Below are 14,178 nucleotides of genomic sequence, written 5' to 3'. Positions count from 1 at the left end.
ACGCAGGATATCTTCATCTCAATTCAGTAAACCATTCATTAATTAAATCTGATATGCACATTTTAAAAACTATCTCCATTTTCACATTCATTCTGTTATTTCCTCTCACTCTACTCTCTCAAAATTCATCCTCTGATGATAGAGAGGCGGCAATCGTAACGGGAATTGAAAACGAAAATCTCCACTGGACTCCCTGCCCTGAATTTATGCCGGAAAGTTGCAGAATCTCCGTCCTCCACGGTAATCCGGCGAATCCGAATGCAGATGTCTTTTTCAAACTGCAGGGACACACCTCAGTCCCGGAACATACGCACACGTCTGCCGAACGGATGATCCTCATCTCGGGAGAGCTTGAGGTGGATTATGAAGGTCAGCAGCCTTCGCTGATGACCGCAGGCGACTATGGGTACGGGCCACCTCAAAAACCTCACAGCGCCTCCTGTGTTTCAGATGAGCCCTGTGTTCTGTTTATCGCATTTGAAGAGCCGGTTGATGCATTTCCAGTAAGTGGTCAAAAGTAGAGGTATGAGTCAAAGCTGTGTCAATGTCAACAAATAAACCACCAATATGTCTGATTCCGAAACACTGAAAAACTCCTTCAAGCGAGTAAAGAAACTTCTAACCATCAAACCCGAGAAAGGGCAGTATACCACTACGACAAAAGTTCGGGTTCGAAATGGAACTACCTGTGAAATTGAACATAAGCACTGGACTTTTACCGCCGACGTCGGTGAAATGGAGGGCGGCAATGATGCCGGGCCGGGCCCGAGTGTTTTACAGAGGGGAGCGCTGGGAAGCTGTCTCGCCATCGGCTATGCAAAGTGGGCAGCATATTTGGATGTTCCCATCGATGGCATCGAAGTTGATGTAGAAGCCGATGTGGACGCCCGCGGCGCCTACGGGCTGGATGGCATTGAACCCGGATATCAAGGCCTGAGATACAAGGTGTACATCGATAGCCCTGCTTCGGAAGAAGAGATCATGAACGTGATTGAACAGGCCGACAGCCACAGTCCGGTACTGATGGATTTTAAACAGCCGGTGGAGGTTGAGCGGGAGGTGAATTTAGTGAAAAGGCAAAAGGAAAAGGTGAAAAGTCCCTCCTACGCTAAAGCTTCGGAAAGCAAGTAAGCTGAAGACCTGTCAGCGTCTGATTTGATAGGCAAAATTTTATTCAACGAGTTTTGCGCTAAGCGCCATGCGCATGGCGCTTAGCGTTAATACAAACTTTGTGTCATAAAATTTCCAATAACATTTTTCTACCGGACGCTGTCAGGATCTTTCAAACGCTGACAGGTCCTAATCTCAAGACTCAAAATTAAATTAAAATGGAACCACAATTACAGCGAAGAGTGCAGCGATACGGCTGGAATAAAGCCGCTGAATTTTACGATAAATCCTGGGAAGATCAGCTCAAACCGGCACAGGATAAAGTTCTTGAAATGATTAATCTGCAGCCCGGTGAGGTAGTATTGGAAACTTCCTGCGGAACCGGACTTGTCACCTTCAGAGCAGCAAAAGGGGTTGGTAAAGACGGTAAAATAGTGGCAACTGACCTTTCGGAGGTGATGGTTGATATAGCCAGGAAAGAATCTGAAAAGCTAAAAATAGACAATATCACCTTCCACAGGATGGATGCTGAGCAGCTTCAATTTAATGAGGAGTTGTTTGATAAAGCAATCTGCTGTCTTGGGCTGATGTATTTCCCCTATCCGCTGAAAGGTTTAAAAGAAATGCACCGTTTACTAAAACCGGGCGGTACTGCTGCTGTTTCAATCTGGGGTGAACGAAAAAACTGCGGCTGGGCTGAGATATTTCCAATTGTAGACAGGCAGGTTGCCTCAGATGTGTGTCCGCTCTTCTTCCAACAGGGAACGGGCAATGCATTGCAAACTACGTTTCAAGAGGCCGGTTTTAACGATGTTGAAGTACATCGATTTAAAGTGAAACTGAACTATACCGATTCAAAAACCGCATTGATGGCGGCGTTTGCCGGCGGGCCTGTGGCTCTGGCTTATCAGAAATTTGATGCTGAAACCAGAGACATTGTTCACGGTGAATATTTAGAGTCGATCGAGCCCTATAAAAATGGAGCTGGTTATAAAATACCCGGGGAATTTGTCGTGGCAAAGGGAGTGAAATAGCATCTAAAACTGCTGCAAATGATTCTCAGACGCAGCCGGATCTTAAATAATCAAAACAACGAACATAAGAATCAGGAGCATTCAATGTATATGAAAAGAAATAGTAATTCCACCAGCATAGACTCAGAAAAAATTGAGGCATTTCAAGCCAAAACACGTGGTCAGCTAATCCAGCCGGAGGACCATGAATACGATGAAGCCCGAAGTATCTACAATGCAATGATAGATAAACACCCTCGGTTTATCATGAAGTGTGAAAATATTGCTGATGTGATTGCATCCGTAAACTTCACACGGGAAAATGATTTGGAAACAGCTATTCGCGGTGGTGGCCATAATGGTCCCGGCTTGGCGTTGGTTGATGAAGGTTTTGTGATAGACCTCTCTCCAATGAAAGGAATGCGAGTAAATCCGGAAGCAAAAACCATTCGCGTTGAGCCCGGCTGCACATGGGGCGATGTGGATCACGCTACACACGCGTTTGGCCTTGCTACAGTGAGTGGAGTCATTTCAACCACGGGTGTTGGCGGACTCACACTTGGAGGCGGACACGGATACCTGACCCGGAAATACGGCCTGACAATTGACAACCTGCTGAGCGCCGATGTAGTTCTTGCAGACGGACAGCTTGTGCACGCCAGTGAAAATGAAAATCCTGATCTGTTCTGGGCAATTCGCGGTGGCGGCGGAAATTTCGGAGTTGTTACATCATTTGAATTCAGACTCCATCCTGTGGATCAGGTTTTTGGCGGACCCATGTTCTGGAAACTTAGTGAGCTCGAATCCGCCATGAAATGGTACCGAAACTGGCTGAAAAATCAGCCGGAGGATATCTATGCTTTCTTTCTCGTAGCTGAAGTTCCGCCGGGAGATCCGTTCCCCGAAGAAATTCACGGTGATAAAGTGTGCGGACTGCTTTGGTGCTCTACCGGAGATGAAGAGCAGTTCAACAAAGCAACTAAAGAGGCGCGAAATGTTGCAAAACCGATTTTCGAATTCACAGGTAAAATGGATTATCCCGCACTTCAAAGTTTATTTGACGGACTCTATCCTAAAGGCCTGCAGTGGTATTGGAAAGGGGATTTTGTTAAAGAGCTGAGTGATGAAGCGATTCAGAAACATGCCCAATTCGCCGAAGTACCTACCACACATTCCACCATGCACCTCTATCCCGTTAATGGGGCAGCCCATGATGTTGGAAAATCAGATACCGCATGGGACCAACGCGATGCAACCTGGTCGATGGTTATCGCGGGTGTAGATCCTGATCCGGCTAATGCGGAAAAAATAAAGTTATGGGCACGAAGTTACTGGGAAGCCATTCATCCATATACTATGGGTGGAGCATACATCAATTTTATGATGGAGGAAGGTCAAGACCGCATCAAGGCTACATATGGTGAAAATTATGAAAGACTGCGGAAAATCAAATCGAAGTATGACCCCGATAATTTCTTCCACGTCAATCAGAATATTGAGCCTGCGTAATAAACTGCTAAATTTCTCGCATCGCCTCTACCCTCTGTAAAACCGGAGGATGGGAGTAGTTCAGAAATACGTAAAACGGGTGAGGTGTCAGATTGCTGAGGTTGTCTTTCGACAGTTTTTTCAAGGCCTCAATCATCGCCTCCCTGTTTTCGACGGTTGTTGCAGCAAAGCGATCAGCTTCATATTCATGCTTTCGACTCAGCACCTGCATTCCTATCCCCAAAATCGTTTCGATAGGTGAATAGAGTAAGCCAAAGAAACAGAAGCCCCGCGTAGACACTCATCTGATCCATAAAGAAGGCATCAAATAGTGCCGGCACCTGCAGGAATATGGATAGCAGCGCAAACATAATTCCGGTATGCAGAATCGAGATGCCCATATTCTTGATGATGTGTTTCTTCTTGTAGTGGCCGATCTCGTGAGCCAATACCGCCACCAGCTCTTCGGTAGTATGCTTTTCAATCAGCGTATCAAACAGGGCTATGCGTTTATTCTTTCCAAAACCGGTAAAAAATGCATTGGATTTTGATGATCTTTTTGAACCGTCCATCACATAAACGCCCTGCAGTGGGAAGTTGACGCTTTCCGCATATTCTTCAATAGCCTGACGAAGCTCTCCGTCTTCAAGCGGTTCAAACTTGTTGAACAGCGGCATAATCCAGGTGGGTGCAACGTACTGCATAATCAGTGAGAATGCGGTGACTGCAAGCCACGCGTATACCCAGGCCCACGGGCCTCCGTACTCAAAAAAGGCGATGATCCCAGCCAGCAGTGGCGCACCTATTAATACAGATAGCAACAATCCTTTCAGCCGATCCATGACAAAAGTGCCCGGTGTGGTTTTATTGAATCCAAATCGCTCTTCAATCACAAAAGTGGAGTAGATTCCGAACGGCATTGATATGATCATTTTACCCAGAACCAGTGCTCCTATAAAAATCAGGCCTGTGCCGATCACTCCAAATTCGAATCCCCTCGCCCACTGATCGAGCCAGTTAAACCCGCCGGCAAACCAGAAACCAAGTAATAACAACACGTCGATGGTCCCGGTTAGAAATCCGAACTTTGTTCGCACTTTCGTGTACTCCTGCGATTTCGCATAGGTCTCCTCATCGTATACATCCTCAAATTCATCCGGTAGATCTTTGGAGAGGGCTTTCAGGTTCAGCCGGTTTGATATAATCTCCAGCGTAAAATCGATCAGGATGGCCGCCAAAATAATGATGGTGTAGATATTCATATATGAAAAATCGTATTTCTCAGCAATGTTAAACGTTTGTCTGCAAAGTGGAACAAAGATAACGATTATCACCGGCTTTTCGCTTTTTTCTGTCAGACCGGATTCAGTGCATTCGTTTAATCTTTATTTGCGCCCCATCTCACAAATTCTGACCTTCTCGTACAATTTTATTTAAATCAATAGGTATGCATTTACTCAGATCCCTGGTTACAATCTCATCTTTAATTCTGCTGGTTTCGTGCGGCACCATGCAGAAGTCCTCTCAGACAACCACTGCCTACAATTCGGATCCATGGGATTCCGTCATGATTCCCGAATGGTATGATCCGGCCGAGTTTGACACTATTTCGGTTGTTACCTGGAACCTGGAACATTTTGTAGATGATTACGACAATCCATACATAGATAATGAACGCGAAAACAACCCGGGCGAAGGGCTTGACGAACGCCGCGCACTGCTTGCCTATGCTATTGAGAAGATCGATGCAGACATCATTGTTTTCCAGGAGATAGAGAGTGCGGCCTATGCATCTCTACTAGCTGACGAGCACTTTGAACAGCAGGGATACCGGCTTTTTACCGGGCGGGAGAGCAGTGACTGGTATATGAATGTGGTCATCATGAGCCGTCTGCCGCTCGGCATCCTCTACAGCTATGCCAACATCTCAACTCCAATCGAGGGGCAATTGACTGATGAAGGAGAACAGGCCCGCCAGCATTTTACGAATAACCGGATGGTATCGGTTGATGTTCTTGTGAACCCGGATTACACATTTACGCTGACCGGAGTGCACCTGAAGGCCGGCCGCGGAGACCGTAACGAAGGATGGCGCATGGGCCAGGTAAATCTGCTCAGATCGCACTATAGCGGAATTCTCTCCAGGGATCCTGACGCAATGATTCTCTTTACAGGAGACCTGAATATGCAGCCCGGAGATCCGGAATATTCTCTTTTGATGGGAGAAGGAACCGATGTCAGGTTTGTGGACCCACTCGCCGATGTGGAAAGCCTCACACATCCCGCTGATGATCCCACCCGGCAGCTGGATTACGTTCTGCCAAACGATCAAATGATGGAGAGTCTTGTGGAGGGATCGTCCCGGGTCCTCACACCGCTCGACACCCAATCCATGAGAAAGATCAGCGATCACCTGCCGGTTATTGCCCGTTTTATAACCACAAAATAGCAGCTGTTCTCGAGGAAATAGAATTTTTATCGAGTCTGTTAATTTGTGATTTGAAGTCACATCTATACAAATAATTGTCACAGCTTTATATCTCGGAGAATGTAAACCTGTAAATATCTTATTTAAGATTATATAGGGTTTAATATCAGTACAATTAACTATTTGATTGGGAACTTTTAATACAGAGTACCAAACTTTTTTTATATCCTCTTACGATTAAGTTTTCAGATACGGCTATCTGATTCTGTGTTCACTCTTATATTTACTTAAAATTAATTTCCCTATAACTATGAAAAATCTCATCTACATTACTCTGTTGTTCGTTCTCTTTATCTGCACGAAACCCGCAAAAGCTCAGGATGCTCTTCTCAATTTGGGATATATCCCTGAAATCGAATCATTAACGGTAGGGATATCTGCCAACAGCTATGAATTAGATGCGCTGTTTAAAAGTACTGACAATACATCTGGTTTTGGTCTTAGAGGTGGTTATATGATTACACTATTAGGGGATAAATACTCATCAAACTTTTACATCGCACCCAGGCTAGGCTATCGTTTTGAAAGTTATTCTGACGGTACTGATGACGCGGAAGGATTGTTTTATGAAGCTGCAGCAGGCTTTTTACTCGAACGCTTTAATTTTAGCGTTGGATATGGAAATGATGAATTAGCTGAAACAGAATATATTTCCGTTAAACTTGGTTTTGCTTTCTATTTTTAAACTGTAATGAAAAATATGGCAGGTGTTAAATTTTATTTTGCATGAATTTCACTAAAAATTCAGCACTTGTCATATCTCTTTTCTCATATTTATGAGTTGATCTTACTCTAAAACATCGATCGCCGCCTCATACCCCTCTTCAATCAGTTTTTCAGTCTGACTGGTATCGGCTTTGTTGAATGCGCTCAGTTTTGGCTGTATCATCAAGATTTTGTCATCATCGATTTGCTGTTTGATCATGTTATTCAGGCCGATATCAAATGTATTCACCAATAGATCCACGATGTCATCCGGGCGCTTGTATTTGCGATTGGTTGTCAAGTCCACAGCAATGATATCTTTGGCCCCCATCTCACGTAACGGACTCACCGGAATATTTTCACACAGTACGCCATCCACCAAAAGCATATCATCCCATTCAACCGGTACAAAAACACCCGGCAAACAGGTACTGGCCATTACGGCTTTGTAAAGCGGGCCTTTATTCAACACCACTTTTTTTCCCGTGGATATATCCGTTGCAATCATACTCAGCGGTATTTCTGCATCTTCAATGTTTACTTTTCCCAGCTGATCGAGAATGCTTTTACCCAGTCGGTCATTGCTCAAAATTCCCAGTTTCGATAGTTTAAATCCGGTGATATCGAGCCAGTCCAGTTCGGTGGAAATCTCTTCCAAATTTTCAATTGATGTACCAAACGCGATGTGTGCTGCCACGAACGCCCCAATACTGGTACCCGATATAAATTCCGGCTTGATTCCCTTTTCAAACAGAGCTTTCAGTACGCCCACATGGGCCGCTCCCAGTGCTGCACCACCGCCTAAAGCGATTCCAAGCTTTTCGAATTTAGTGTCATTCATACCGAAACTCATTTAGTTTAATGTTGAACTATTTTTGATTATCTTGTGTTCAGATAAAAAAGAAAAATCAGAAACTCACTATGGCACAATTGATCAAAGGCCTGCACCATATAACTGCTGTGTCAGGGCCACCCCAAGATAATTTTAACTTCTACAGAAATAAGTTAGGGCTTCGGTTTATCAAAAAAACGATCAATTTTGATGATCCATTTACCTACCACCTCTATTATGGTAATCACAATGCAGAACCCGGAAGCGCCATCACGTTCTTCCCGTGGCAGCATGTTGTAGATGGTCAGCCCAATAAAGGCGAAGCTACTGCTGTGCAGTATGCTGTTCCCGGCAATTCATTGGATTATTGGTCAGATCGATTTAAAAAACTGAACATCAAAACCGGGGATTTATTCAATCAATTTGGGTTCAAGCATCTTCCGCTGACGGATAATGACGGAATGAACATTGAGCTGGTAGCAGATTCCAAGGTTGATGACAATCAAACCAAGGGGTACGGCGGAGTGGAGGATCAACACGCTATTCGCGGATTTTTTGGGACAACACTAAGCTTGCGCGACATTGGCCGAACCGGCGAACTTCTGGCTGAGATGGGCTGGAGTAACGAGGGAGAGGAAAATGAACTGACCCGTTATTCATCTGAACCGGACAGCAATTTAGGACGTTATGTAGACCTGAAAGCTGAACCCAATTTAAACGGCCGGTTTGGAAGAGGCTCTATTCACCACATCGCGTTTCGTGTACCTGATGACGAAGCACAGGCGGAGTGGAGAGAAAAGATCCGGAAAATGGGATTTCAGATCACACCTGTTAAAAACCGTGACTATTTCAGATCGATCTACTTCCGGGAAGCCGGCGGAGTTCTGTTTGAAATTGCAACCGATATTCCCGGGTTTGACGTGGATGAGCCTTTTGATGAGCTCGGAGAAAATCTAAAGCTTCCCGCCTGGTTTGAAAAGCACAGGGATGAAATCGAAGCTCGACTGCCGGAGTTGAAGACAGATTGAGAATTTTCGAGATGTAAATAAGATTTCAAAACACACCCCTGATTGTTTCGCTGAACGCTCAACACTCTTTCCCCTCTCAAGAGGGGAATTACAATTCACTAAATTTAAATCATCAAATGAACATGTTTATAGCAAGCAGAGAAAATCCATTTCAGGGACCGCATCAAAAAACAGCGGTTGCTACAGATGGCGAAGCACCGGAAAATGCAACCGGCGCCATCATTATGATTCATGGACGCGGTGCAACGGCCCCAAGTATATTAACGCTAAAGCACGAGCTCGATACTGAAGGTTTTCACCTCGCAGCACCTCAAGCCTCCGGCAACACGTGGTATCCAAACTCATTCATGGCTCCATCAGAGAGAAACGAACCCGGGATATCGTCAGGACTTCAGGCGATCTTTAACATTGTTACAGATCTCGAAGAGAAAGGAATTCCAAAAGAGAACATTATTATTCTCGGCTTTTCGCAAGGCGCCTGTCTTGCAAGTGAGTTTGTGGCACGTCATCCCGCCAGATACGGCGGACTCATCGCATTCAGCGGCGGCATGATCGGGAACGGTGATTCAATAAACCCTGACAACTACGAAGGTTCGCTGGAGGGAACGCCCTATTTTGTCGGATGCTCGGATAACGATGCACATATCCCGGTAGAACGAGTTGAAGAGAGTGCGGCGGTCATGCAGAAACTTGGAGCCGATGTCACCAAAAAGATCTACCCCGCCATGGGACACACAATCATACGGGATGAAATAGAAGAGGCTCAAAAAATAATTAACGCCATAGAAAGCAGATAAACATTCTTATATTCAGAATCCGAATTCAAAGAATCACCAATAGAGCTAACTAAATGGACATAATCTGGATCGGTGTCGCATTTCTACTGGGATTTGCGGCTTCAAGAATTCATCTACCTCCTCTTGTAGGATACTTGGCTGCCGGTTTAACACTTGCGGCCTTTGGATATGAGGGTGGGGAAATGCTTGATGAAATAGCTCACCTTGGTGTTCTTTTCCTTCTCTTTACGGTTGGGCTCCATATTCGCCTCAAGAATATTATTCGATATGATATTCTTGGAATTGGAGTGGCTCATTTAATCATTTCGACCGCTATTTTTACCCCCATATCGCTTTTTTTTGGATATGGCCTTGAAGCTGCAATTATTATCTCCATCACGCTTGGTTTTTCCAGTACCGTACTTACTGCCAAAAATCTGGAGAGAAGAAATGAGCTCGGCGCGTTATATGGACGTGCTGCAATCGGAATTCTGATTATTCAAGATCTGGTTGCTATCGCAATTATTGCATACACAGGTGGAGGAATGCCCTCAATTTGGGGTCTTTCGATTTTAGCTATTCCTCTTTTTCACCCTCTGTTAATCAAACTGCTGGGTTTCATCGATGAAGATGAGGTGTGGATGCTTTTCGGGCTTGCACTGGCTCTTGGCGGTGCTTCACTTTTTGAATATTTCAACTTGTCAGGAGAGCTTGGTGCATTGGGCGCCGGTATGCTATTGGCATCAGATGAACGGGCCGATCAAATAGGAAAGAAGATGTGGGGTGTGAAAGAAGCATTTTTGGTGGGCTTTTTTCTGGATGTGGGACTCACCGGATTTCCATCTTTTTCTGATTACTATTACATCATCGTCGTTCTTCTCTTTCTACCCGTTAAAACAGCATTCTTCTATCTCTTTTTCATGGTATTTAAATACCGTGCGCGTACCGGATATCTCGCCTCCATTTCGCTAACCGCATTCAGTGAATTCACACTGATCGCCGGAGCGGTTGCGAGTCAAAATGGGTTCATACCTGAATCAACCATGGTCATTTTAGGTTTGATTACAGCTATATCGTATGCGATTAACGCGCCCATTTCTATCAACGAAGAAAAAATATGGAAGAAGTGGGAAGATTTTCTCCTCAAGTTTGAGCGGGAGGGCAAGCATCCCGAACACCAGGCTGTTTCGCTCGGGTCTGCGGAATATCTGATTGTTGGAATGGGAAATGCCGGACGAGCCGCCTATGACAAGCTCAAAGAACAGGGGAAACCGGTTGTTGGCATGGATATCGACCCGGACAGAATTCAACATAACCTTGAGTCTGGCCGACGTGTGGTTTACGGTGATATCCAGGATACAGATCTCTGGACAAACATCGATCTCGGCAAAATCAAATCTGTTATGATTGCCATGGGTAATCAGGATGTAAAAGAAAACGCGACAAGAACATTGCGAACACTCAGATTTGAGGGATTAATTTATGTACTCACCATGCGCGAAGAGGAAGCGGAGATTATGCAAAAAGCCGGGGCAAGTGCGGTATCCATACCGATCAAAGAAGCCGGTGAGAAGCTTGCGGAGTTAAGTGCAGAAAATGATAAAATTCCAACTCACATTGACCTGAAAGTTAAGACACCCAAAGACGATGAACAGTAAAATAACTCTGGTTTACGTTTACGATCCGCTCTGCGGCTGGTGTTACGGATTCCACCCCGTGATAGATAAAATAGCCAAGCGTTTTAAGGATCAACTCAATATTCGGGTTATACCCGGCGGATTGGCTATTGATGAGAATGCTCAGCCAATCTCAGAGGGATACGACTATATCCGGGATTCACTAAAGATTGTAGAAGACAAAACCGATGTAAAGTTTGGCAAACCGTTTGTGCAACTCGCAGAAGACGGCACCTACATCTATGACTCACTGCCGGGCTGTAAAGCGCAAAATGCCGTTAACCGTTTAGCACCGGTGCAGGCATTGCAGTTTGCAGGTGCCATGCAATCAGCTATTTTCAGCAATGGAAAGGACCTTAACAAACTGGATACATATCTGTCAATTCTTGAAGATTTTTCTATTGATCCGGCTGAGTTTGAGGCCGTATTTACAAGTGATGAGATTGAGAAAATAACCCGTGATCAATTTGATTGGGTTCATCAAAACAACGCTTCTGCATTTCCGACACTTCTGCTCGAAATTGGCAACGACACAGGTTTGATGTCAAAAGGATACCGGCCGTACGACACCGTCGAATCTCACCTTCACCATCTCATCCGCAACATCGAAAAAATGAGTTCATGAAAAGATTACTACTGTTCCTTCTTTCGCTGTTTCTTCTGTCAGCCTTTCCTAATTCCTCGGATGCCCAAGCAAGCTTTGAGCTGTTTGAAGGTGAAATCAATGAATCACCGTATAAAGTGGCCGTTCCCGAAAACCGGACAGGCAATAAGGTCTTTTTTCACGTTCACGGCTGGCGTCCGGCAGAGGCACCTCATGAAGCCAATCTTGATCCTGACGATCCATTCTATCAATCCTTGCTAGCTGATGGCTGGATCATAGCCCGAACGGCGTCAACCGGAAATGGTGCAGATCACGAAACGTACACAGAGTCAATTCGTGAATTAAAGAATTGGATTCAAACCAACATCGGTTCGATTGAGCTTACCATCCTGGAAGGTGAGTCCACTGCGGGTACTTTGGTTTTACAAATCGCTGAAGAGAGTCCTGAAATAGCAGACGGCGTAATTGCGCTGGGAGCTTTTGTTGAATTGAACGATCCTGCGTCCGAATCGTATCTCAGAGCTGAACCGGAGATTCCGGCCGTTTTGATGAGTAATTTGACAGAGCTGGACGATCCAATAGCCTATGCGGCCAAGGCAGAGAATGCGCCGGTAAAACCAATGCTCAGACCGCTTTTACGTCCGGGTCACGTTAATGTGAACCACGTTGAACGATATGATGCTCTGAAAGATCTTATCTCGTGGATTGAATCCGGAAATTATTCTATGATCACCGATGGCACACGATCTGTCCCTGAACGAAATACCCGAACAGTGTACGAAAACGGCTCAATTATCAATCAAATAACAAATATTGACCGGTATTTCGGGAATCTGGAACTTGGGTTTCACCCTGATGAGTTTGCCGAGGTTGGTATTGAACAGGGGCAACATTTTATTATGGAAATTGACGGACAACAACGGGATGTGTTTTATGGAGAGTCTTACGGAGATGTTGAGGAGGGCCGATGGATAGCTTTCCCGCATGCAAACGATCATATACTTGTAGCACGCAATTACGGTCATGCCGCGAATACGGCAAATGTAAATATTGGTGATGAAGTTAAAGTGCAACCAAAATAATCTCTTACCCCGGATTATTCACGAAGAAGTATATTATCAAGGGTTATAATATTGCTATGCATTTATCTATATGATTTATTGAGCTTCCAAAATTTAGGTGTGAGCTTTAGCTGCGAAATTTTACTGTGCCCGGCGTTAAAATGAAAATAGCTTACTCAGGGTACTTCAGTACCCTTCCGTCACTATTTCCACTTCGCCTTGTTCACAATCAAATTTCTTGGTGAATAAACCGGGATAAATTTTCACTTCTTATTTTATCTGATTTGGCTTAGTATCCAACTATGAAAAAAAGCCGTTTATCCATCTGTTTTCTGCTGAATCCTGCCGCAGGGAGAAAGGATCCTAAATTACTTTCCCGATCCATCCAAAAAGAAGCGGAAGCGAGATGGACCACATTTGAAGTGGTCACCATAAAGCCCGAGGACTCGGTAGCTGACCTGGCCAGAATTAAATCCGATCAATTTGACATTGTTGTTGCATGTGGCGGCGATGGAACGGTAAACAGCGTTGTGAACGGTTTGGCAGAAACAGATGCCATTCTCGGCGTACTGCCAATCGGTACCGGAAATGATTTCGCAAAAGCTATTCAGGTAAACTGTTCCCTGATTCAATGTTTTGATATTCTTGAATCGAAGGAAGCCATACCGCTTGATTTGATTCAATTTACCGGTGATGCCGAAGGCTGGTGTGCAAATACATTGGGAATGGGACTCGACGGTTTAGCCAATTACTACTCAAAATCATACAAGTGGTTAACCGGGCCTATTGTTTATGTAATCGGAGCCATAAAAGCAGCTTGGAACTTTCGAGGTACTTCTGTGGAATTGACGGTAGATGATCAGACTATAAGACAGAAACTGGTCATGATGACGGCCTGCAACGGTAAATGGGAAGGTGGGAAGTTTTACCTGGCACCTGAAGCAGATTTAAAGGATGGATTGATCAACTTCATTACCATCGGAAAAATATCCTTTATCAGAATTCTCTTCTATCTGCCATTCTTCAGATGGGGTCCCAAAAAGTGGATGAAAGAGTTAAAGTCTGAACTGGTCCGTAAAATTGAAGTAAAGTCCGATCAACCGGTTACGGTGCATGCTGACGGGGAGCATATCGGATCGGATATCAAAGTGTTAAATATCCGTATTGTACCGGGAGCGTTAAAGGTGATTACCGGTTATTGAATTTCCAGATACTCTTCATACACGTAATTCCATAGACCTGCCAGGTCAGAACCTTTGTTGTGTGGATTTTTTGATGATGAGGATTTCATCGCATCAATGCAGGCACGTTCACGAGCGTGGTGAATAGCTTTTAGTTGATGTTTTGTAGGATTCTCAATCATATCCTCATATTTTTCTTCATCGGCCATGATAGTA

Annotated in this window: 16 protein-coding genes; 12 read left to right on the top strand and 4 right to left on the bottom strand. The window is 44.7% G+C overall.

Annotated elements, in window-relative coordinates:
- Positions 1-53: 53 nt before the first annotated feature.
- The 4 genes from U5K35_RS16975 (at position 54) to U5K35_RS16960 (ending at position 3,632) form a co-directional block, all read left to right on the top strand.
- On the top strand, positions 54-521 hold the full coding sequence (locus U5K35_RS16975; protein WP_322572710.1) for a cupin domain-containing protein: 468 nt from the start codon (positions 54-56) through the stop codon (positions 519-521).
- A 46-nt stretch (positions 522-567) separates the two neighbouring features.
- Positions 568-1,131 carry an OsmC family protein gene (locus U5K35_RS16970; protein ID WP_322572709.1) on the top strand — a complete coding sequence of 188 codons (564 nt, stop codon included), beginning with the start codon at positions 568-570 and terminating at the stop codon, positions 1,129-1,131.
- A gap of 197 nt (positions 1,132-1,328) precedes the next feature.
- Positions 1,329-2,144, top strand: a complete 816-nt coding sequence (locus U5K35_RS16965) for a class I SAM-dependent methyltransferase (protein ID WP_322572708.1) — start codon at positions 1,329-1,331, stop codon at positions 2,142-2,144.
- A gap of 90 nt (positions 2,145-2,234) precedes the next feature.
- A complete protein-coding gene (locus U5K35_RS16960; protein ID WP_416221661.1) occupies positions 2,235-3,632 on the top strand; it encodes an FAD-binding oxidoreductase in 1,398 nt (465 codons plus the stop codon).
- Positions 3,633-3,639: 7 nt separating this feature from the next.
- Here the strand turns inward: U5K35_RS16960 and U5K35_RS16955 are convergent, their stop codons facing one another.
- Positions 3,640-3,843: a M48 family metalloprotease gene (locus U5K35_RS16955; protein ID WP_322572706.1), complete on the bottom strand. Its 204-nt coding sequence runs from the start codon at positions 3,841-3,843 to the stop codon at positions 3,640-3,642.
- Positions 3,818-4,945 (bottom strand): M48 family metallopeptidase, encoded by a 1,128-nt coding sequence (locus U5K35_RS16950; RefSeq protein ID WP_322572705.1) that lies wholly within the window; start codon positions 4,943-4,945, stop codon positions 3,818-3,820. Before U5K35_RS16950 ends, U5K35_RS16955 begins: the two co-directional genes overlap by 26 nt.
- Before the next feature lie 113 nt (positions 4,946-5,058).
- Between U5K35_RS16950 and U5K35_RS16945 the strand changes: the two genes are divergently transcribed.
- Both U5K35_RS16945 and U5K35_RS16940 read left to right on the top strand, forming a co-directional pair.
- On the top strand, positions 5,059-6,060 hold the full coding sequence (locus U5K35_RS16945) for an endonuclease/exonuclease/phosphatase family protein (RefSeq protein ID WP_322572704.1): 1,002 nt from the start codon (positions 5,059-5,061) through the stop codon (positions 6,058-6,060).
- A 289-nt stretch (positions 6,061-6,349) separates the two neighbouring features.
- Positions 6,350-6,784, top strand: a complete 435-nt coding sequence (locus tag U5K35_RS16940; RefSeq protein WP_322572703.1) for a hypothetical protein — start codon at positions 6,350-6,352, stop codon at positions 6,782-6,784.
- A gap of 102 nt (positions 6,785-6,886) precedes the next feature.
- On the opposite strand, the gene U5K35_RS16935 is transcribed toward U5K35_RS16940, so the two are convergent.
- Positions 6,887-7,645, bottom strand: a complete 759-nt coding sequence (locus U5K35_RS16935) for a patatin-like phospholipase family protein (protein WP_322572702.1) — start codon at positions 7,643-7,645, stop codon at positions 6,887-6,889.
- 80 nt (positions 7,646-7,725) lie between these two features.
- Between U5K35_RS16935 and U5K35_RS16930 the strand changes: the two genes are divergently transcribed.
- The 6 genes from U5K35_RS16930 to U5K35_RS16905 all read left to right on the top strand — a co-directional run bounded on the left by U5K35_RS16930 (position 7,726) and on the right by U5K35_RS16905 (position 13,983).
- On the top strand, positions 7,726-8,664 hold the full coding sequence (locus U5K35_RS16930) for a ring-cleaving dioxygenase (protein WP_322572701.1): 939 nt from the start codon (positions 7,726-7,728) through the stop codon (positions 8,662-8,664).
- 122 nt (positions 8,665-8,786) lie between these two features.
- Complete coding sequence (locus tag U5K35_RS16925; protein ID WP_322572700.1) at positions 8,787-9,461, top strand: alpha/beta hydrolase; 675 nt, start codon at positions 8,787-8,789, stop codon at positions 9,459-9,461.
- Positions 9,462-9,514: 53 nt separating this feature from the next.
- Positions 9,515-11,098 (top strand): cation:proton antiporter family protein, encoded by a 1,584-nt coding sequence (locus U5K35_RS16920; protein WP_322572699.1) that lies wholly within the window; start codon positions 9,515-9,517, stop codon positions 11,096-11,098.
- Complete coding sequence (locus U5K35_RS16915; RefSeq protein ID WP_322572698.1) at positions 11,088-11,741, top strand: DsbA family protein; 654 nt, start codon at positions 11,088-11,090, stop codon at positions 11,739-11,741. The genes U5K35_RS16920 and U5K35_RS16915 overlap by 11 nt, the downstream gene beginning before the upstream one ends.
- Entirely contained in the window at positions 11,738-12,802 is a 1,065-nt protein-coding gene (locus U5K35_RS16910; RefSeq protein WP_322572697.1) for an SAM hydroxide adenosyltransferase, read from the top strand. Before U5K35_RS16915 ends, U5K35_RS16910 begins: the two co-directional genes overlap by 4 nt.
- A 281-nt stretch (positions 12,803-13,083) precedes the next feature.
- Complete coding sequence (locus U5K35_RS16905; protein ID WP_322572696.1) at positions 13,084-13,983, top strand: diacylglycerol kinase family protein; 900 nt, start codon at positions 13,084-13,086, stop codon at positions 13,981-13,983.
- Here U5K35_RS16905 and U5K35_RS16900 read toward each other — a convergent pair.
- Positions 13,977-14,171, bottom strand: a complete 195-nt coding sequence (locus U5K35_RS16900) for a hypothetical protein (protein ID WP_322572695.1) — start codon at positions 14,169-14,171, stop codon at positions 13,977-13,979. The genes U5K35_RS16905 and U5K35_RS16900 overlap by 7 nt on opposite strands.
- Positions 14,172-14,178 lie beyond the last annotated feature (7 nt).

This window comes from Rhodohalobacter sp., assembly GCF_034521535.1.
GTDB lineage: Bacteria > Bacteroidota > Rhodothermia > Balneolales > Balneolaceae > Rhodohalobacter.
The sequence above is the reverse complement of the archived record's forward strand: the minus strand, read 5'-3'. Positions and strand labels throughout refer to the sequence as shown.

What these genes read in the sequence shown, in the direction of transcription:
- U5K35_RS16975 (WP_322572710.1), top strand. Translation starts at nt 54, where the DNA reads ATGCACATTTTAAAAACTATCTCCATTTTCACATTCATTCTGTTATTT.
- U5K35_RS16970 (WP_322572709.1), top strand. Translation starts at nt 568, where the DNA reads ATGTCTGATTCCGAAACACTGAAAAACTCCTTCAAGCGAGTAAAGAAA.
- U5K35_RS16965 (WP_322572708.1), top strand. Translation starts at nt 1,329, where the DNA reads ATGGAACCACAATTACAGCGAAGAGTGCAGCGATACGGCTGGAATAAA.
- U5K35_RS16960 (WP_416221661.1), top strand. Translation starts at nt 2,235, where the DNA reads ATGAAAAGAAATAGTAATTCCACCAGCATAGACTCAGAAAAAATTGAG.
- U5K35_RS16955 (WP_322572706.1), bottom strand. Translation starts at nt 3,843, where the DNA reads ATGCAGGTGCTGAGTCGAAAGCATGAATATGAAGCTGATCGCTTTGCT.
- U5K35_RS16945 (WP_322572704.1), top strand. Translation starts at nt 5,059, where the DNA reads ATGCATTTACTCAGATCCCTGGTTACAATCTCATCTTTAATTCTGCTG.
- U5K35_RS16940 (WP_322572703.1), top strand. Translation starts at nt 6,350, where the DNA reads ATGAAAAATCTCATCTACATTACTCTGTTGTTCGTTCTCTTTATCTGC.
- U5K35_RS16935 (WP_322572702.1), bottom strand. Translation starts at nt 7,645, where the DNA reads ATGAATGACACTAAATTCGAAAAGCTTGGAATCGCTTTAGGCGGTGGT.
- U5K35_RS16930 (WP_322572701.1), top strand. Translation starts at nt 7,726, where the DNA reads ATGGCACAATTGATCAAAGGCCTGCACCATATAACTGCTGTGTCAGGG.
- U5K35_RS16925 (WP_322572700.1), top strand. Translation starts at nt 8,787, where the DNA reads ATGTTTATAGCAAGCAGAGAAAATCCATTTCAGGGACCGCATCAAAAA.
- U5K35_RS16920 (WP_322572699.1), top strand. Translation starts at nt 9,515, where the DNA reads ATGGACATAATCTGGATCGGTGTCGCATTTCTACTGGGATTTGCGGCT.
- U5K35_RS16915 (WP_322572698.1), top strand. Translation starts at nt 11,088, where the DNA reads ATGAACAGTAAAATAACTCTGGTTTACGTTTACGATCCGCTCTGCGGC.
- U5K35_RS16910 (WP_322572697.1), top strand. Translation starts at nt 11,738, where the DNA reads ATGAAAAGATTACTACTGTTCCTTCTTTCGCTGTTTCTTCTGTCAGCC.
- U5K35_RS16905 (WP_322572696.1), top strand. Translation starts at nt 13,084, where the DNA reads ATGAAAAAAAGCCGTTTATCCATCTGTTTTCTGCTGAATCCTGCCGCA.
- U5K35_RS16900 (WP_322572695.1), bottom strand. Translation starts at nt 14,171, where the DNA reads ATGGCCGATGAAGAAAAATATGAGGATATGATTGAGAATCCTACAAAA.